This is a genomic window from Mycobacterium shinjukuense, assembly GCF_010730055.1.
Classification (GTDB): domain Bacteria; phylum Actinomycetota; class Actinomycetes; order Mycobacteriales; family Mycobacteriaceae; genus Mycobacterium; species Mycobacterium shinjukuense.
Genome location: NZ_AP022575.1, coordinates 3,832,644 through 3,852,291, shown reverse-complemented (window position 1 = coordinate 3,852,291; position 19,648 = coordinate 3,832,644). Strand labels below are relative to the sequence as shown.

Below are 19,648 nucleotides of genomic sequence, written 5' to 3'. Positions count from 1 at the left end.
TCTGGATGGTCGGGTTCCTCCGCGGGCCGACACGGCCCGCATCGTCACCCGACTAGGCTGGTCGAACGTGGCTGAACCCGTCCAGGATGCTGATCTGTTGACCACCGCCGCGGTCGCCTTGAATCAGCATGCGCCCCTGCTGCGTGCGCTCGGGTCGGCTTTCGCCGACGCAGGGCATGAGTTGTACCTGGTCGGCGGTTCGGTGCGGGACGCGGTGTTAGGCCGGCTGAGCCCCGACCTGGACTTCGCCACCGACGCTTGGCCCGAGCAGGTGCAGAAAATCGTGCGCCCGTTCGCCGACGCGATCTGGGAGACCGGCGTCGAGTTCGGCACAATCGGCGTCGGCAAGGACGACTACCGCTTGGAGATCACCACCTTCCGGGCCGACACCTACGACCAGGTGTCGCGCCACCCGGAGGTGCGTTTCGGCGACCGGCTCGACGACGATCTGCTGCGCCGCGACTTCACCGTCAATGCGATGGCCGTCCGCATCACGCCGACCGGACCGGGCGAATTCCTCGATCCACTAGGAGGTTTGGCGGCGCTGCGGGCCCGCGTGCTGGATACCCCGGCAGCACCGGCGGTGTCCTTCGGCGACGACCCGCTGCGCATGCTGCGTGCCGCGCGATTCGTCTCGCAACTGGGCTTCACCGTCGCACCGCGGGTACGGGCGGCGATCGACGACATGGCGCAGCAGCTGTCCCGGATCAGCGCCGAACGGGTTGCCGCCGAGCTGGACAAGCTGCTGCTGGGCGCGGACCCGGTCGCCGGCATCGACCTGCTGGTGCAGACCGGGATGGGTGAGGTGGTGCTGCCCGAGATCGGCGGCATGCGGATGGCGATCGACGAACACCACCAGCACAAGGACGTCTACCAGCATTCATTGACCGTGCTGCGGCAGGCCATCGCGCTGGAGGACGACGGCCCCGACCTGGTGCTGCGCTGGGCGGCCTTGCTGCACGACATCGGCAAGCCCGCCACCCGGCGTCATGAACCCAACGGCGGCGTGAGCTTTCACCACCACGAGGTGGTCGGGGCCAAGATGGTCCGTAAACGGATGCGGGCGCTGAAGTACTCCAACCAAGTGATCGACGACGTCGCCCAGCTGGTGTATCTGCATCTGCGGTTTCACGGCTACGGCGACGGGAAGTGGACCGATTCGGCGGTGCGCCGCTACGTCACCGACGCGGGCCCGCTGCTACCGCGGCTGCACAAGCTGGTGCGCGCCGACTGCACCACCCGCAACCAGCGCCGCGCCGCCCGACTACAGGCCAGCTATGACCGGCTGGAGGAGCGGATCGCCGAACTGGCCGCCCAAGAGGATCTGGACCGGGTGCGCCCCGACCTGGACGGCCACCAGATCATGGCGCTGCTCGGCATTCCGGCCGGCCCGCAAGTCGGCGAGGCGTGGCGCTACTTGAAGGAGCTGCGGCTGGACCGCGGGCCGCTGAGCACCGAGGAAGCGACCGCGGAGTTGTTGGCCTGGTGGGAAGCGCGGGGGAACCGCTAGCTTGCGCGGTGCGTCAGAGCAGTCATGGAATATTGCCTGGGCGGCGACGACGGAACCGCGGCCATCTGGAATCGCCCGCCCGACCTCGACCTCGACGGCGATGGCCGGCTCGATGCGATCGGGCTGGACTTGGACGGCGACGGCCTGCCCGATGACGCGCTAGCGGATTTCGACGGTGACGGACTGGCCGACCACGCCGTGCTCGACGTCGACAATGACGGGACGCCGGAGAGCTATTTCATCGATGACGGCTCGGGAACGTGGGCGGTCACCGTCGACCGAGGCGGGCAAGTCCATTGGTTCGGTCTCGACGGGGTCGAGCACAGCGGCGGTCCGTTGGTCGACTTCGACGGCCTGGGCCAGTTGGATGACCGGCTGCTCGATACCGACGGCGACGGACAGGCCGACCGGGTGCTGTGTGCCGGTGAACAGGGGATGACCGGGTATGTCGACACCGACGGCGACGGGCGTTGGGACGTACGGCTGACCGACACCGACGGCGACGGCACCGCCGACGGGGCCAGCAGCCTGCGGGGCTGAGGCCGTCGCGCTCGGCTGGCTGAATTGTGGTGGCGCCGCGGCGTTGTTAGGTTGCCGCCATGGGTGCCGACGACACGTTGCGGGTGCGTGCCGCGGTGATGCAGGGTTTTGCGGTGTCGCTGCAGGGTGCGGCCGAGCATCTTGCGGTCCAGGTGGCCGAGCTGGATGCACAGGTTGGTCAGATGTTGGGTGGGTGGCGTGGGGCGTCGGGGGGTGCGTATGGGTCGGCGTGGGGGTTGTGGCATCGCGGAGCCGGTGAGGTGCGGCTGGGGTTGGCGATGTTGGCGGAGGCGATCGCTCAGGCGGGCGAGAGCTATCAGGCCAACGAGGACGCGGCGGCGCAGGCGCTGCGGGGGGTGGGCGGTGGCTGAACCGTTTCGGGTGGATCCGGTCGCGCTGGCTGATGCGGTCCAGCGGATGGCCGAATTCGGCCGCCATGTCGAGGACATGGGCGCCGAGATTGAGTCGTTGGTTTCCCGGCTGCAGGTGACGTGGACGGGGGAGGGTGCGGCGGCTCATGCTGAGGCGCACCGGCATTGGGCTGCCGGTGAGGCGATGATGCGTCAGGCGTTGGTCCAGCTCAAGGCCGCGGGGCAGAGCGCGCACGGCAATTACACCGCTGTGATGGCCACCAATTTGGGGATGTGGTCGTGAGCCGATGGCGCCGCTGGCGGTAGATCCCGCGGCCCTCGATGGCGCCGGTGCCGCGGTGGTGGCCGCGGGTGAGGGGTTGGGGACGGTGATCGCGTCGCTGACCGCGGCGCTGGCCGGGCGTGCGGGGATGGCCGGTGATGATCCAGCCGGCGCGGCGTTCGGACGCTCCTATGACGGGTCGGCGGCCGCGCTGGTGCAGGCGATGTCGGTGGTGCGCAACGGGTTGTGCAACCTCGGCGATGGGGTGCGGATGAGCGCGCACAACTATTCGCTGGCCGAGGCGATGTCCGATGTCGCCGGGCGGGCGGCGCCGCTGCCGGCGCCGCCGTCGACCGGCTGTGTGGCGGCCGGTGCGCCGCCGTCTGCGGTTGGTGCCGGCGGTGGCGCCCCGCCGGGCTGGGGGTGGGTGGCCCCGTATATCGGGATGATCTGGCCGAACGGGGATTCGGCAAGGTTGCGTGCGGCGGCCGCGGCGTGGCGCAGCGCGGGCACCGGGTTCGCGCTGGCTGAGATTCAGTCGACGGCCGCGCCGATGGGCGCGATTCGCGCCCAGCGGCTGCCGGAGGCGGGGCTGATCGAAGCGGCGTTTACGGATGCGTACGCCGCCACCACCGCCATCGTGGGGCAGTGCCAAGCGGTGGCGGCCCAGCTGGACGGCTATGCCGCCCGCATCGACGCGGTGCATGCGGCGATCCTGGATCTGTTGGCCTGCATCTGTGACCCGCTGACCGGGATCAAAGTGGTGTGGGATTTTCTGACCGACCAGGACGAGAACGAGATCAAGCGCATCGCCGAGGACATCGCCACGGTGGTCGGTCAGTTCAGCGCCGAAGCCAAGGCGTTGGGCGCTGAGATCTCCGCGGTGGTGTCGCAGGCCGGAGCGGTGATCACCGCGATGGGTCCGCACGCGGGCAGGGAATGGGATCGGTTCTTGCACGCCAACCCGGTGGGGCAGGTCATCGATGGCACCGGGCAGCAGATCAAGGGCTTCGGCGCGGAGGCCTACGGGATGGTCAAGGACTCGTGGGACCTAGGGCCGGTGCGTGCCTCGATAGACCCGTTCGGGTGGTATCGCTCGTGGGAGGAGATGCTGACCGGGATGGCGCCGCTGGCGGGCCTGGGCGGCCAGGACGCTCCCGGCGTGCTGGAGTCGTGGAAGCAGTTCGGCAAGAGCCTCGTCCATTGGGATGAGTGGGCGACCAACCCCCATGAGGCGCTGGGCAAGACCATGTTTGACGCCGCGACGCTGGCCTTGCCGGGCGGGCCGCTGTCGAAGCTGGGCAGCAAGGGCCGCGACATGCTCGCGGGCGTGCGAGGCCTCAGGGAGCCGCTGGACCCGCCCGCTCCGCACGTTGAGCCCCCAGCTGCGCCGCCGCGGCCAGGACCGCAACCACCACGGGTCGAACCACCAGAATCGGGCCGCCCAGCACCGGCGCCCGCGGCGAGACCAGCGCCCGTGCCCGCCAACGGTCCGCTGCCGCACAGCCCCACCGAATCCAAACCACCGCTCGTCGACAGACCCGCTGAATCGGCGGCGCCGTCGCCAGCGTCAGCAGGCCAGCCCCGGGTATCCGCACCGCCCCATGACCACCTACCGCCACCCCACCCGCAACCAGCTGACCTCGATACGGCCCAACCACCTGTGTCGCCCGGCGCATCTCCTGCCGAGCCAACCCGAGTCGCCGCGCACCCACCACCGGCCGCGCCCGCGGCAGCGACATCCCACGCGTTGCCCACGCATTCCCAGCCCGAAACTGGCCAGCTGATGGAGCTGTCCGCGGACGGGGGGACGCCTCCGACGGAAACCCTAGGCCGTCATGCCGCCGAACCATCGGTGCCCCATGCGCCCGACGTGTCGCACGACGGCGATGGAGGCGGCGTTGACGGGCACAGGGGTGACACCAATGCTTCGCCTAGCGATCATCACCTGCATAATGAATCGGACAGCCTTCCGCAGGTTGTTCAGGATCCTGGCAGGCCCGAATTCATCCTGGAAAACCCGCTAGACCACCTGACCGAGGAACTTCTGGTGCTGTCCGAACAGCACCTTACCGGAAGCGGCGAAACAGTCCTCGGACCATTTGCGCCAAGAGGCGGTGGCGGCCCGTCCTACATCGACGTCGCGCAGCAACGCGGAGCCAGCTACTTCGATATTGGGGAGGCGTGGAATGCAGCAACCCCCACCGAACGGCTCGCTGCGAATCAGCATGTGCTCGACGTAGCGATCTCGAACGGCGACACCGTCACCTTATCGGTACCATTCGATACCGTTGCGCCAAACACCTTTACGGCGGCCGAAATCAGGTATCTCGAGTTGCATGGATATCGTCAGATAAACGACACTACGTGGATTCCGCATTGGAGGCGCTAAAAAAATGAAGACCCTCTTAGAGTACTTCTTGAAATATTTCGATCTGTTATATCTTGATCCGCGCTACCATATTACAGATTCTATTAGTAGTGGCGTCGCCACGAATAATGCGTCCCTGACGCTTACAGGACCGATCCTCAGTTGGCAGCTTGCTAACGACAGAGGTCAGATCCTGCTAAGTGTCGCACCTACTCGGCTGGAGACATCCGATAAGTGGTTTAGTGTATCTCTCATTAAGCAATACTTGAATGGCGACGATGAAATCGAGTATCTGTCTGCTGCGGAGGAGATCGAATGGGTGCGTGAGAACGGAGGCCGTGTCGAACAACTATTTTCCGACGCCGCGACGAGCGAAACCGCGTGTGAACTGCTGAGAGCGCTGCGACGTTCCAACGCAAGTAAGTACTGGACCCAGTGGCGGGAACAACAGGGGCTGACGTGATGGCGGCGGCCTGCTCGGACAAGCGATCAACACACGCAATATGGCGATGGTCCGAAACCAATTGGTTTCTTGGAGAACTACTTTAGCCTCTCATTTTGTCCCCATCGCGGATAGGGCTGCGATCGAAGCGATGATGACCGGTGCAGACGACGGCGCCCGTGGAATCGTTTTCATGTGTCCCGTGGCCCTGGCAAGTCGGACATGTCTTCAATGTTGTCAATCAAAATGGAGTGATACGATTTCTTGACGGCCAGCCCGGAAGAGTAGCCTCATTCGGCGGCTACAAAAGCTTCTATTGTATGAGGTATCGATGAATGCAATAGACATCGAAGAGGCGCGAATACAAGCTACTGACGCAATTAACAAATTGGCAGAAAAAGAGCGGCTGGGGGATCTCATGATCGTCGATGCGGCGATCGTAGAAACAGAAGAAGCGTGGTATTTTCCGTATGACGCGGTAGCGTTCGTCGTACATGGGGATATTTCTGCTGCTTTGGCGGGGAATGTGCCAGTGAAGGTTGCCTAGAGACGGAAGTGCTGTCACGTACGAAGCGCCATACCAGCCGTGAGACGAATGTAGCAAGCTCGGTCGTCAGCTAATCGTGCTAGGCCAGGAGGTGTCGAGTGCTGTAATGACGGGGCGTCGGTAGTGCGGGTGGTCTCACCGATAACGTATCCGGCGCGGCATGTCCAGGGGTGGGGTGGCCTGGTGCAAGCGGGAAACCGGTGTCCAGCGCTACCGTCTGCCACGTGACCGCGCCAGCACCCTTGCCCATGCCACGCACACGTAGTTGGCCCGCCATCCTGGTGGCCGCGGTCGCTGCTGTGGTGGCGGTCGCTGCGCTGATCGTGGCTCTGACAAACGCCAGGCCCGCCGCTGCACCGGCTACGACTTCGCTGCCTACCTACACCGCTGCCGAGACCGCCGCGGCACAACGGCAACTGTGCGACACGTACAAATTGGCAGCCCATGCGGTGGAAGTTGATACGGGCGGCAACAACCGGGCACTGGCCCGTATCGCAGACACTAATGGCGCCGTAATGCTCGACTGTAGGTTCTCGCCGCTGGCTTCATGCAGCGATGCCCTGATCTGGCCGTCTTGCATTGTCTCAAATCAGTTGGGTACCGGTTTGTCTCACGGAGCGCTGTGATTCCTAGAGGCCCCTGCATTTAGGCTCACTGCTGGACTGATGGCATCGCCTGCAGCCCAAGGGCTTCCGAACCAGCCCCGGGCCGAGCGAGTTGGTGATGACGCAGTTCGGTCAAGTGGGGGCAACCTCCTGTGGGGGACTCCCGCAGAGAACGCGGCAGATGCGAAGCGGGACGGACGCCGTCGCCAGCATTGAGGCAGTGCCGCTAATCCGACTTCGTAGCGTCGAAGCCAGCTTTGAGAGAGTCGAAGATGTCGACTTTCTCGATGGGCACCGTAAACGGCTCACCGTCCGTGCGGTCGTGGTACTCGTACGCGGTGACCGTGTACGTCACCTGCACCGAGTCGAGGTTTTCGTCGCGGATCATCAGCACAATGTCGTCATCGTCGCTTGACCACACTTCGTGCGGCCTCAATTCACCCAGGGTGATCTTCACGATGAGATCGCCGTCGTCATTGTGCTCCCATTTGACGGGGTAGTCCTTGAGGGAACTCGGCAATAGCGGCGGTGCCACCCTGGAAACACTCATGCCGTATGGGTCGACAGGCTCCGTCCAGCTGGGGTCCTCAAGCCTCTCAAATACGAAACTCTCAATGTACTCGTGATCCAGCCCCGTCGCACCGTGGAAAGTCAGTACCACCTGGACGTTCGAGAGGAAGCCCTCGACATTGTGGATGCGGAACTTGAGACCCGGCCATGTCGTCGCCGCGAGATATTCCTTGCAGGCTTCCCACCGCGCTTCGAGTTTGGCACGGTAGTTTGCCACCTTCGCGTCGATCTCCTCGTCGCTCAACGCCTTTGGCGGCGGAGGTGGTTCTTTGCTGACCCCGTACCGTCCGCCAGCGAGTAGTGTTGCGGCGACGGGTTCGTACTTCGGGAAGTCGAACTTCGGCATGACGTCCTGGATGTTGAATCCCGCCGCGATGTTCTGGAACGACGATGGCATCGATGCCTGCGCGAGTTCCGCAAGACTGATCGGCCTGTTCTTGTCGCGGGCCTGCAGGGCCTCAGCGCGCGCCTTCTCGGCCTCGGCACGGACCTTGGCGGCCTCGGCGCGGGCTTTCTTTTCTTCCTCCGCCTTCACGATCGCCCAGCCTTTGTCTGACTCCTCGCGAATGTCTTTCTCGTATATCGCGACGAACCGTTCGAACAATTCGTCGTCGGAGGCGAACACCCGCGCAGCACCGATCACTTCTGCCTTCACCCGCACAGGTGGACGACCGGCTCCGATCCGCAAATACTGCTGGCGGATTTGCGCCATCTGCGACCTGTCCAGGATGGTGGCGACGCGGTACAGGTGGAACAGATCGACCTTGAGGTCGCCACCGAGGGCGCACAACTCCTTCCGTTCGGCCAGCTTGAGCTCCTGGTTGGTGACGAACGCGACGCCTTTGGGGTTGTGCTTAAGCGCGGCGGCCACGTCGTCTTTCAGCTTGGACTTGATCGTCTTCAAGTCCTGTTGCCCGCGTGGGAAGTACACCGCCCAGGTCCACGGTTCCCCGTTCTTGGTGCAGTGCCCGTCGCGGCCGCCATCGGGGCCGCCGAGGGGGTGAGACGGATCGATGTCCTTGTATCCCCCGGCATCGAGGATTAGGGCAGCCAAATACTCCGACGGAGTCTGGCCCTGCCTCCAATCCAAGAGGCGGATTTGTGTTTCGTCGCCACCCAACGCTTCGTCGTCCTGCGATGCCACAGCGGGTCCAATCCGAGTGTGGCCGAAGTCGCCGACTCGCCGTTCGGTTCCCTCTGAAGGAACTGAAGCGTCAGGTGTTAGCGTCGAGATCGCATCGGACAAATGGACATCGACGTAAACCCCGACTGGCGGGCCGAACCCCACCTGTCGGGGTTTCGTCACATCTCGGTAAAAACCCTATCGCCGGAGCGCGACAATTTACAGCATGAGACACCCGTGTCTCGCTCCCCCTCAGCGACACGGGCCGAAGAGCCGAGCCCGCCGTCGACATAGCGGCGGCGAATCCGGCTCTCGACGGCAGATAACGTGACGCTGCGCGTGCGTTAGCGAGGGCATACGGAACAGTTACGGCGAAGGGCAACAGTGTGATTGCTAGTGATGCCGAGTATCAGGCCGCGCTTGATGACGTTATCGCGAAGGATGCCGCGATGAAGAAGGTATGTGGTGGCGGGTGACCTTCCGCCTGGCAGGTGGACGGCGGCGCTGGTGGGGGCCGTGGCGGCCGGCCCCGTCGGCGGCCCTGCGTGCCGCCGCGCAACACTGGGCCACTTGGGCCATGCAAAAGCAAGAGCTCGCAGGGAATCTGATCAACCAACATGATCTTTTGTCGCGGAATCCAGGTGGCGGAAATCCAGGCGATCCAAGCCAGGTGTAATGTCGGGGTGACCTGGTGTAAGCGGGAAACCGGTGTGCAGCGTTACCATCTGCGACATGACCGCGCCAGCACCCTTGCCCATACCACGCACACGTAGTTGGCCCGCCATCGTGGTGGCCGCGATCGCTGCTGTGGTGGCGGTCGCTGCGCTGATCGTGGCCCTGACAAACGCCAGGCCCGCGGCTACACCGGCTACGACCTCGGTGCCTACCTACACCGCTGCCCAGACTGCCGCGGCTCAGCGGCAATTGTGCGACACATACAAGCTGGTGGCCCATGCTGTACAAGTTGACACGAACGGGAGCGATAAGGCACTGGCCCGCATCACGCTCACAAATGCTGCGGCAATCCTCGACAATGCAGCAGCCGATCCCGCCCTAGATGCCAAACACCGCGACGCCGCGCGCGCGCTAGCGACCGCTTACCGCACAACGATCGTAATGGCGAGTGGTGGCACTCAAGCTGAGTGGCAGGCTGCACTTGACGACGGCAACGTGAAAGATGCTGCTATGAAGCAGGTATGTGGTGGCGGCTGATCTTCCGCCCGGTAGGTGGACGGCGGCGCTGGTGGGGCCGTGGTGGCCGGCCCCGCCGGCGGCCCTGCGTGCGGCCGCGCAACACTGGGCCACTTGGGCCATGCAAAAGCAAGAACTCGCAAGGAAACTGATCAACCAACATGATCTTTTGTCGCGGAATCAGGGTAGAACGGCCGAAGATCTGATCGGCCGGTACCTTCGGGGAGCGAAATCCGAGGTCACTAAGGCAGAGAAGTACGAAATAAAGAAGGGCGCCTTCAATACGGCCGCTGACGCCATCGACTATTTGCGGAGCCGGTTGACCGAAATTGCAGGGGAAGGAAATAAGGAAATCGACGACGTTCTTGCGTCGAAAAAGCCGCTGCCGGAGCAGTTGGCCGAAATCCAGGCGATCCAAGCCAGGTGCAATGCCGATGCGGCGAATGCATCCCGGGACGCCGTCGACAACGTCATGACGGCCACGCAGGAGATCCTCGAAGCCGAAGATATCGGTGACGATCCCCGGACGTGGGCGCGGGCCAACGGCCTCAACGTCGACGACGCACCACCACCGTCTCCGATTGGTAAGGATGCCCTGGATGTGGCGCCGCCGTTGGGTCGTGGCACTGGTGGGCCTGGCACCGGTGATTGTGGCCCCGTGGAGGGTGGCGACCGGTCGGCACCAGCGTTGGGAGCTGGTACAGGCGGGCCCGGTAGCGGAGGTAACCAGATCGGTACCCAGGTCAACGCCTTGCCTCCTCGGGCAATTGGTGCTACCGGTGGGCCCCTCAGCGCAGGACCTGTACCAACCGGACCACCAGTCACAACACCCGCCGCTGCTACACCGCCAGTCATCGCCACTGGCCCCCCGGTGGCGATGCCCGGCGGGTCGCTGTCGCCGGCGGCCCTCGGACAGGGCGTATCGCCTACGTCGATTGGGCAATCGTTTGCGACCGGGATGGTGACGGGGCAACCGGCCGCGGCTGGCGCGCATTCGCTGTCGGAAGGGGCAACGACGGCGATGCAGTCGGGGTCGGTTCCCCCGCCGCAGGCCGCTCCTGCAATAACGACACCGCCCGTGGTCTCTGCGCCGACCATGGCTGCTGGCCTCGAAGCCACACACGGGCCAGTTGACACGCCGGCGAACACCCCGGGCGGTTCACCGGCGTCGACCGGTAATAGTGGGCCGGTCGCGCCGACCGTGGTGACCGCCGGGCCGGTGGCGGCACCCGCTGCGCCGGTGGTTGGTGGCTCGGCTGTCCCCGCGGGACCGCTGCCGGCTTACGGCTCTGATCTACGGCCCCCCGTCGTGGCAGCCCCCGCCATGCCCACGGTTCCTACGGCGCCCGTATCCGGCGCGCCGGTGGCGCCCTCGGCGTCATCGGCCCCATCGGCGGGTGGGGCGCTGGTTTCTCCGGTGGAGCGCGCAGCCTCGAAAGCTGTGGCTGGACAGGCTGGTGCGAGCTCGTCGACAATGGCCGGCGCCTCGGCACTGTCGGCCACCGCCGGCGCGACGGCGGGCGCGGCATCGGCTCGGGCGGCTGAGCAGCAACGCCTACAGCGAATCGTGGATGCCGTGGCGCGCCAGGAGCCGCGAATCTCATGGGCGGCCGGGCTGCGCGACGACGGCACCACCACCCTGCTGGTCACCGATTTGGCCGGCGGGTGGATTCCGCCCCACGTCCGGCTGCCCGCGAACGTGACGCTGCTGGAGCCAACCGCGCGACGCCGTGATGCCGGCGTGGTCGACTTGCTGGGCGCCGTCGTCGCCGTAGCAGCCCACGAGCCCAACACCTACGTTGCCGAGGCGGGGCCAGACGCGCCTGCGCTGACCGGTGATCGGTCAGCGCGCTCGGCGATACCCATGGTGGACGAGTTCGGGCCGACCTTGGTCGAAGCTGTGCGCCGCCGCGATAGCCTGCCGCGGATCGCGCAGGCGATCGCGCTGCCGGCGGTACGCAAAACCGGCGTGCTGGAAAACGAAGCCGAGCTGCTGCACGGCTGCATCACCGCGGTCAAGGAGTCGGTGCTCAAGGCCTATCCCGGTCACGAGCTCACCGCTGTCGGGGATTGGATGCTGCTGGCGGCGATCGAGGCACTGATCGACGATCATGAGTATCTCGCGAACTATCACCTGGCCTGGTTTGCCGTAACCACGAGGCGCGGCGGCTCATGAGGGTTTGCGGCCTGAACCGCTGCCAGAAGCTCCTTGATCACCGAGCGTGGTGCGGCATTTGGAGGTGAATACCGGTCGACGCGCGTTGTGACAAAATGGCGACGCTGCGGCCACTGTCGACAAGCATACGAAAGAGCGTCGGCAAGGGCGCTACCGATGAAGTTCGAGGTGTGATCATGACCGGAGATCAGAATCCCGCGCCGGGCCCGGCTCCTGGGCATGCTCCGGGCGTTCCGATCAAGGTGACGCCGGAAATCTTGTTGCAGATTTTGACGGCACCACCACCGTCAGGACCGGTGCCGTTTCCCGGCGTTCCTGCAGACCTACCCGCACCCGCCGACATGGCTTCCGGCGCACTTTTCGCCGCCGGCAATTCCGGTGTGCCCGGCGACGTGGAGTCCAGCACTCAGGAGGACCTGGACCGGCGGGCGCATGCGGCCGATGCCGTGCAAAAGTTTTCGGCGAACGAAGCTGATGCGGCCCAACAGTTCCAAGGCGTTGGCGCCCAGGCGGGTGCCCAGGGGGCGACGCAGATGATGCAACAAGCGGTATCGGGCATTACCGGTGCCGTCGGGGGCGCGGTTGGCGGCATCTTGGGGCCGCTGACCCAGCTTCCCCAACAAGCGATGCAGGCGGGGCAGGGTGCCATGCAGCCGCTGATGAGCGCGATTCAACAGACCCACGGCGCGGAAGGACTGGAAGCCGCGGACGGGGCGCGGTTTGTGGACGGCATCGACGGTGAACCCCTCCTCGGCGGCGGTGCAGGCGGTGCGGGCGGAGGGGACGTCGGTGCCGGCGGCGGGGGCGGTGGTGGGACGACCCCGACGGGCTATCTGGGTCCCCCACCGGTGCCGATGTCGTCGCCGCCGACGACCCCTGCCGGGGCGCCGTCCAAGTCGGTGACGCCGGCCCCGGCTGGTGGCACACCGCATGCGTCGGGGCCGGCCGGCATGACCGGCATGCCGATGGTGCCGCCGGGCGCGTTGGGCGCGGGCGGCGAAGCCGGTAACAAAGACAAGCCGGTCGAGAAGCGGGTGACGGCCCCGGCTGTGCCCAATGGCCAGCCGGTCAAGGGCCGCTTAACGGTGCCCCCGAGCGTTCCGGTGAAATCTGTCGACGGCAAGCCGCCAGTGGTTACCAGGTCCCCACGCCGGGTCATCGTGGTGCCGAACGACGACGAGGTAAAGGAATAGCCGCCCCGGGGCGAGGTCGGCGCTCGCCACGACTGAGTAGTCGGGTCGCGTCAACGGCAGTAGGGTCGTGGCGCAGGGGCACCGGCCGCAATCGGCGAGGTCGCGGTCTGGTGCGGTACGGCCGAGGTGATGGCACCCGGCTACGGATGTGAGCACATGGCACACGATTGACACCAAAGGCGAGTCGTTGACCGATCCCTTCACCGCGCAGGCGGTGGCGGCGCTATCCCGCGGCCACCGGTTGTTCGCTGGCGGCGTTTCCGGCGCCGACGTCGACGCGCCAGCACAGATCCGGCACTTTGCCAACGCGATATCCGGGGTGGCCAACGCCGTTCCTACCGTAGCGGCGCACCGGTCGGGCGGCGCTGCAAGAGTGCTGCGTCGGTTGGCCGACACCGATGAAGCGCTGGCACAGACCATCGCGGCAGCCCAGACCGATCATGCGCACGCCAGGACCGCGACGCGTGCAATCCTGGACGCCGCCAAGACCGATGCCATGGCTTCAACCGATACACCGCTGGGCCGGCGCGAGGCGATGGCCCGGATGGCGGCAAGGCTGCGGGCGCAGCATGGCCATATCGTGCGCTCGCGCTCCCAGGCGCGGCTGTTGGCGCTGCGACTGCGCCGGCTGCGCTACCTCCGGGCCGCCGCTAGGCGAAGGCACCACGAAACCGCAGCCAGCGGGCGCGCCCACGTGCTGACTGCCATTCAAAAAGCGCTGGACATCAAGGGAATTCACGACCCGGTGGCGCGGGCTCGGTGGACGCGCGGCATGGATTTGGTGGTCCGCCGCGAGTCGAACTACAACGCCCACGCGGTAAACAACTGGGACTCGAACGCGGCAAGGGGCACCCCCAGCAAGGGCGCCTGGCAGTTCATCGCTCCGACGTTCGCGGCCTATCACGAGCCCGGCACGTCAACCAACATCCACGATCTGGTCGCCCAGGCGTGCGCGTTCATCAACTACGCGCGCGGCCACTACGGGGTGGCCGCCGACGCGTCCAATCTGGCCGATCTGATCCAGCAGGCCGATCCTCGCCGCAGCCCCAGGGGGTATTGAGAATGCCGCTGAGTTTGTCCAACCGCGACCAAAATTCCGGTCATCTGTTCTACAACCGGCGGCTGCGGGCGGCCACGACCCGGTTTTCGGTGCGCATGAAGCACGACGACCGCAAGCAGACCGCCGCGCTGGCGTTGTCGATGGTGTTGGTGGCCATTGCCGCCGGATGGATGATGTTGCTCAACGTGCTCAAACCCACCGGGGTGGTGGGTGATTCGGCGATCATCGGGGACCGCGATTCCGGGGCGCTCTACGCGCGCATCGACGGCCGGCTGTATCCGGCGCTGAACTTGACGTCCGCGCGGCTGGCGACCGGGACGGCGGGGCAGCCGACATGGGTCAAGCCCGCCGAGATCGGCAAGTATCCGACCGGGCCGCTGGTCGGCATCCCGGGGGCGCCGGCGGCCATGCCGGTGAACCGGGGCGCGGTCTCGGCCTGGGCGGTGTGCGACACGGCAGGACGCCCGCGCAGCGGGGACAAGCCGGTGGTGACCTCGATCGCGGGCCATCTCACCGGCGGTGGCCGCGCCACACACCTGCGCGACGACGCCGGGCTGCTGGTGACTTTCGACGGCAGCACCTACGTGATCTGGGGCGGCAAGCGCTCACAGATCGATCCGACCAACAGGGCGGTCACCTTGAGTTTGGGGCTCGACCCCGGGGTGACATCACCAATTCAGATCTCACGGGCGCTGTTCGACGGCCTGCCCGCGACCGAGCCGCTGCGGGTGCCGCCGGTGCCCGAGGCGGGCACCCCGTCGACGTGGGTGCCGGGCGCTCAGGTGGGTTCGGTGTTGCAGGCCCAAAGCGCCGGCGGGGGCAGCCAGTTCTATGTGCTGCTGCCCGATGGGGTGCAAAAGATCAGCAGCTTCGTGGCCGATCTGCTGCGCAGCGCGAACTCCTACGGGGCGGCGGCGCCGCGGGTGGTCACCCCCGATGTGCTGGTCCACACCCCCGAAGTCACCTCGCTGCCGGTGGACTACTACCCGGCCGGGCGGCTGAACTTCGTTGACACCGCGGCGAATCCGACCACCTGCGTGGGGTGGGAGAAGGCGTCGACGGATCCCCAGGCCCGCGTCGCCGTCTTTAGCGGGCGGGGGCTTCCGGTGCCCCCGTCGATGGACAGCCGGATCGTGCGGCTGGTACGCGACGACCGCGCCCCGGCGTCGGTGGTGGCCACCCAGGTGCTGGTGTTGCCCGGCGCGGCCAACTTCGTGACGTCGACCAGCGGTGTGATCACCGCCGATTCGCGCGAATCGTTGTTCTGGGTGTCCGACAACGGTGTGCGATTCGGGATCGCCAACGACGAGCCGACGGTGCGGGCGCTGGGACTGGATCCGGCCGCGGCGGTGCAGGCGCCGTGGCCGTTGCTGCGGACGTTTGCCGCGGGACCGGCGTTGTCGCGGGAGGCGGCGCTGCTGGCTCGGGACACCGTGCCGACGCTGGGTCAGGTGGCGGTGGTGACGACACCAGCGAAAGCGGGCGCCTAGATGTCGAAGAAAGCGTTTCCCATCAACCGGGTCAAGATCGAGTCGCCCAAACCCGTTCGGGTGGCGCCCAATGCGCCGATCGCCCTGCCGGAACGCGAGCCGCGCAACATCTGGGTGATGATCGGCGTGCCGGCACTGATCGTGGCGCTGATCGGCACCATCGTGATGCTGTACGTCTCGGGCGTACGCAGCTTGTCCACCGGGTTCTTCCCGCTGATGGGCATCGGCGCGTTTAGCATGCTGGCGTTTTCCGGACGGTTCGGCCGGGCCCGCAGGATCACCTGGGGCGAGCTGGAACGGGGTCGCCGCCGCTATCTTCGCGACCTGGACACCAACCGTGACGAGATCCAGACCGCGGTGTGTGCGCAGCGCGAATGGCAGCACGCGGTGCACTCCGACCCTCGGGGGTTGGGCGCCATCATCGGAGGTCCGCGAATGTGGGAACGCGGCCGCGACGACGTCGACTTCCTGGAGGTGCGGGTCGGCACGGGTGTGCAGCACGCACCGGATTCGGTGTTGTCGGTGACGTGGCCGGACATTTCCTCCGATGAGGAGCTGGAGCCCGTGACCGGGCAGGCGCTGCGCGACTTCATCTTGGAGCAGCGCAAGATTCGCGATATCGCCAAGGTGGTGAACCTGCGGTCGGCCCCGGGCTTCAGCTTCGTGAGCGAGGACCTGGACCGGGGGCGGTCGCTGATGCGTTCGGTGCTGTGCTCGCTGGCGGTGTTTCACAACCCGCGTGACGTCAAGCTGATGGTGGTGACGCGCAATCCCGAGGTGTGGTCGTGGATGGTGTGGCTCCCCCACAACCTGCACGACGAGCTGTTCGATGCCTGCGGCTGGCGGCGGCTGATCTTTACCACACCCGAGGAGCTGGAGGCGGCGCTGGGAGCCGAGCTGCACATGAAGGGCAAGCGGGGGGCATGGACGCCGCCGACGGTGGCCAGCCCGACCGCGATGGGCTCGACGCTGGAGACCGGGCAGATCGGCGTGGATCTGGGGCCGCACCTGGTGATCGTCGACGACAACACCGGCAGCCCGGATGCGTGGGAGAGCGTGGTCGGGCAGGTCGGCAAGGCCGGCATTACGGTGCTGCGCATCGCGTCTCGGGTGGGTACCGGTGTGGGCTTCGGCGACGACCAGGTCTTCGAGATGGCCCGACGACATAAGCCGGCAACCGCGGTCAAGGCCGGTCGCGACGGCGCTGACGCCGATGACGACGAGGGCCCGGCACCGCTGTTGCGGACGCGCGGCACGTTTTTCGCGCATGCCGACCAGCTGTCCATCCACCGGGCCTACCGATATGCGCGGGCGATGGCGCGCTGGTCGCCGACCAGCCGCAGCGAGATCAGCGATTCCACCAGCGGCGCGGCCGAGCTGCTGCGATCGCTTGGCATCGGCGACCCCCGGGACTTGGATGTCGATCGGCTATGGGCCGAGCGGCGCGGCCGCGGTGACGAGCGGTGGTGCGAGATTCCGGTGGGCGCCAAACCAAACGGCGAGCTGCAGAACATCATCCTGCGCGCCAAGGACTTTGGCGGCTTCGGGTTTCACTCGGTGGTCATCGGTACCAGCGGCTCGGGCAAGTCGGAGTTCTTCTTGTCGCTGGTCTACGGCATCGCGCTGACGCACTCACCGGAGACGTTCAACGTCATCTTCGTCGACATGAAGTTCGAGTCGGCGGCCCAGGACATCCTGGGCATCCCGCACGTGGTGGCGGCGCTGTCCAACCTCGGTAAGGACGAGCGGCATCTGGCCGAGCGGATGCGCAGGGTCATCGACGGTGAGATCAAACAGCGCTACGAGCTGTTCAAATCGGTCGGTGCGCGCGACGCCAACGACTACGAAGAGATCCGCCTTGCCGGGCGCGATCTGCCGCCGGTGCCGGTGCTGCTGGTGATCGTCGACGAGTACCTGGAGCTGTTCGCCAACCACGAGAAGTGGATCAACCTGATCATCCACATCGGTCAGGAAGGCCGTGGCGCCAACGTCTTCTTCATGTTGGGTGGGCAGCGGCTGGACCTGTCGTCGCTGCAGAAAGTCAAGTCCAACATCGCATTTCGGATCGCGCTGCGCGCGGAATCCGGCGATGACAGCCGCGAAGTGATCGGCAGCGACGCCGCCTACCATCTGCCGTCGAAAGAAAACGGCTTCGCGCTGCTCAAGGTGGGGCCACGGGATCTGGAGCCGTTTCGCTGCTTTTACCTGTCGGCGCCGTTTGTGGTGCCGAAGAAGAAAGAGGCGGCCAAGACCATCGACATGACCCTGACCAAACCCCGGCTGTACAACTGGCAGTACCAGCCGCTGGACCCCGCCGACGCCGAGGCATTGGCGGCCGCCGCGGCTGCCGATGCGGAACCCGACGAATTCCTCTACCACGACGACGGTTTCAAGAAGAAAAAGATCGTCGACGTGCTACGGGAGTCGCTGCACAACGTGCCGCACCGATCGCCGCGCCGGCCGTGGCTGGAGCCGCTGGAACACCCCGAGCCCGTCGATGCCCTGGTGGCCGGGTTCCGCGGCAAACCGTGGCATGTCGACTACGGTCAGAACCCGGGGTTGACGTTTCCGGTCGGCATCATGGACATCCCCGAGGAATCCCAACAGGTGGTACACGCCGTCGACGCGCTGCGCAGCAACATCATCGTGGTGGGCGCCAAGCAGCGCGGCAAGACGACCACCTTGATGACGCTGATGTGCTCGGCGGCCGCGATGTACACCCCGGCGCGGGTGACGTTCTTCTGCATTGGCGGGGCGACCATGGCCCAGATCGGGTCACTGCCGCACGTCACCGACATCGTGTCGCCGAAGGACGCCGAGGGCATCGAGCGCATCTTGAGCACCATGGAGCAGCTCATCGATGCGCGCGAGGACGCGTTTCGGCGCGCCAAGATCGACATGGACGGGTTCCGCGAGCGTCGGTTCGGGGTGGGCAGCGACGGGGTGGGCGGTACCGATCCGCATGACCAGTTCGGCGATGTCTTCGTGGTGCTCGACGACTACGACGACCTATATGCGAAGGACACCCTCTTGGGCGATCGGATCATCTCGTTGAGCAGCCGCGGCCCGGAGTACGGGGTGCACCTGATGGTCAGTGCCGGCGGCTGGATCCATGGGCAGCGGCAGAGCCTGCTGCAGAATGTGACGGCCCGAATACAGCTGCGGCTGGCCGACCCGGGCGAGAGCCAGATGGGCCATTTGTCCATCGAATCGCGGGAGGCGGCGCGGCGCACGTTGAACCGCCCAGGGTTCGGTTTGACGGAGAGCCTGCACGAGCTGCGGGTCGGCGTTCCGGCGCTGGCCGATCCCGCCACCGGCGAGCTGGTCAGCACCACCGATGTTGGGGAGCGGGTCGCCGAGGTCGCCGGGGTGACCAAACACGCGAGCCTGCAGCGGCTGCCGCAGCGCGTCGAACTCAAGGCGATTCTCGAGCACGAGGCCGCACATCCGAGCGGCGACGATCTGTCGATTGCGTTCGCCATCGGGGAGCGCCACGAGCTGGGTCCGGTTCCGATTAAGCTGCGCGAAAGCCCCGGGCTGATGATCCTGGGCCGGCAAGGCTGCGGCAAGACCACGGCGTTGGTGGCCATCGGTGAGGCGGTGATGAGCCGGTTTAGCCCGCAGCAGGCGCAGCTCACGCTGATCGACCCCAAGACCGCTCCGCATGGTCTGCGCGACCTGCACGCCCCGGGGTATGTGCGCGCGTACGCCTATGACCAAGACGAAATCGACGAGGTGATCACCGAGCTGGCCCAACAGATCTTGTTGCCCCGGTTGCCCCCCAAGGGCTTGAGCCAGGAGGAGTTGCGCGCGCTCAAACCGTGGGAAGGGCCCCGGCACGTTGTGCTCATCGACGACGTGCAGGACCTGCGCCCCGCGCAGAGCTACCCGCAGAAGCCGCCGGTGGGTGCGGCGCTGTGGAAGCTGATGGAACGCGCCCGCCACATCGGTTTGCACGTGTTCACCACGCGCAACAGCGCGAACTGGGCCACGATGCCGATGGACCCCTGGGTGAAATCCCAGACCTCGGCGAAGGTGGCCCAGCTGTATATGGACAACGATCCGCAAAACCGGATCAACCGAGCGGTGCGAGCCCAAACGTTGCCGCCCGGACGAGGCCTGCTGGTCGGCGCCGATGGCGACGTCGAAGGGATTCTGGTCGGGTTGCCGTCAGCGGCCTCCCAACGGAAGGGGTAG

13 protein-coding genes and 5 pseudogenes are annotated in these 19,648 nt (G+C 66.1%); 17 read left to right on the top strand and 1 reads right to left on the bottom strand.

Translation table 11 applies throughout. The annotated features are described in order from the left end of the window. The first annotated feature begins 67 nt into the window (after nt 1-67). From G6N20_RS17355 to G6N20_RS17320, 9 genes and pseudogenes are all read left to right on the top strand, one after another. Nucleotides 68-1,510 carry a CCA tRNA nucleotidyltransferase gene (locus G6N20_RS17355; protein ID WP_083049424.1) on the top strand — a complete coding sequence of 481 codons (1,443 nt, stop codon included), beginning with the start codon at nt 68-70 and terminating at the stop codon, nt 1,508-1,510. A gap of 24 nt (nt 1,511-1,534) precedes the next feature. After that, a complete protein-coding gene (locus G6N20_RS17350; RefSeq protein ID WP_083049344.1) occupies nt 1,535-2,050 on the top strand; it encodes a pullulanase in 516 nt (171 codons plus the stop codon). A 59-nt stretch (nt 2,051-2,109) separates the two neighbouring features. Next, nucleotides 2,110-2,421, top strand: coding sequence for a WXG100 family type VII secretion target (locus G6N20_RS17345; RefSeq protein ID WP_163663123.1), 312 nt, complete (start codon nt 2,110-2,112; stop codon nt 2,419-2,421). Beyond that, a complete protein-coding gene (locus G6N20_RS17340; RefSeq protein WP_083052445.1) occupies nt 2,414-2,704 on the top strand; it encodes a WXG100 family type VII secretion target in 291 nt (96 codons plus the stop codon). Before G6N20_RS17345 ends, G6N20_RS17340 begins: the two co-directional genes overlap by 8 nt. 4 nt (nt 2,705-2,708) lie before the next feature. Further along, nucleotides 2,709-5,075, top strand: a complete 2,367-nt coding sequence (locus G6N20_RS17335) for a WXG100-like domain-containing protein (RefSeq protein WP_232065367.1) — start codon at nt 2,709-2,711, stop codon at nt 5,073-5,075. Between the two features lie 28 nt (nt 5,076-5,103). Beyond that, complete coding sequence (locus G6N20_RS17330) at nt 5,104-5,517, top strand: hypothetical protein (RefSeq protein WP_232065366.1); 414 nt, start codon at nt 5,104-5,106, stop codon at nt 5,515-5,517. Between the two features lie 140 nt (nt 5,518-5,657). Then, complete coding sequence (locus tag G6N20_RS22010) at nt 5,658-5,831, top strand: toxin glutamine deamidase domain-containing protein (protein WP_332102815.1); 174 nt, start codon at nt 5,658-5,660, stop codon at nt 5,829-5,831. Next, nucleotides 5,828-6,043: a YrhB domain-containing protein gene (locus G6N20_RS17325; protein ID WP_142272234.1), complete on the top strand. Its 216-nt coding sequence runs from the start codon at nt 5,828-5,830 to the stop codon at nt 6,041-6,043. Before G6N20_RS22010 ends, G6N20_RS17325 begins: the two co-directional genes overlap by 4 nt. 183 nt (nt 6,044-6,226) lie before the next feature. Further along, nucleotides 6,227-6,669, top strand: a pseudogene (locus G6N20_RS17320) (hypothetical protein). 205 nt (nt 6,670-6,874) lie between these two features. Here G6N20_RS17320 and G6N20_RS17315 read toward each other — a convergent pair. After that, the gene (locus G6N20_RS17315; RefSeq protein ID WP_083052447.1) at nt 6,875-8,362 is read right to left on the bottom strand and encodes a hypothetical protein; all 1,488 of its coding nucleotides are present in this window, start codon (nt 8,360-8,362) and stop codon (nt 6,875-6,877) included. 441 nt (nt 8,363-8,803) lie between these two features. Between G6N20_RS17315 and G6N20_RS21460 the strand changes: the two are divergent. The 8 genes and pseudogenes from G6N20_RS21460 to eccC2 form a co-directional block, all read left to right on the top strand. Continuing rightward, nucleotides 8,804-8,984, top strand: a pseudogene (locus G6N20_RS21460) (hypothetical protein); the annotation flags it as partial. Nucleotides 8,985-9,073: 89 nt separating this feature from the next. Then, a pseudogene (locus G6N20_RS17310) lies at nt 9,074-9,483 on the top strand (hypothetical protein). A gap of 56 nt (nt 9,484-9,539) precedes the next feature. Next, nucleotides 9,540-10,497: pseudogene (locus G6N20_RS21455) on the top strand (hypothetical protein). Between the two features lie 476 nt (nt 10,498-10,973). Beyond that, nucleotides 10,974-11,708: a DUF5631 domain-containing protein gene (locus tag G6N20_RS21450; RefSeq protein WP_232065365.1), complete on the top strand. Its 735-nt coding sequence runs from the start codon at nt 10,974-10,976 to the stop codon at nt 11,706-11,708. 176 nt (nt 11,709-11,884) lie between these two features. Further along, nucleotides 11,885-12,226, top strand: a pseudogene (locus G6N20_RS21445) (hypothetical protein); the annotation flags it as partial. 823 nt (nt 12,227-13,049) lie between these two features. Further along, on the top strand, nt 13,050-13,961 hold the full coding sequence (locus G6N20_RS17290; protein WP_142272200.1) for a transglycosylase SLT domain-containing protein: 912 nt from the start codon (nt 13,050-13,052) through the stop codon (nt 13,959-13,961). Nucleotides 13,962-13,963: 2 nt separating this feature from the next. Continuing rightward, nucleotides 13,964-15,451 (top strand): type VII secretion system ESX-2 subunit EccB2, encoded by a 1,488-nt coding sequence (gene eccB2, locus G6N20_RS17285; protein ID WP_083051977.1) that lies wholly within the window; start codon nt 13,964-13,966, stop codon nt 15,449-15,451. Beyond that, nucleotides 15,452-19,648, top strand: coding sequence for a type VII secretion system ESX-2 FtsK/SpoIIIE family ATPase EccC2 (gene eccC2, locus G6N20_RS17280; protein ID WP_083051974.1), 4,197 nt, complete (start codon nt 15,452-15,454; stop codon nt 19,646-19,648). It abuts the gene before it with no gap.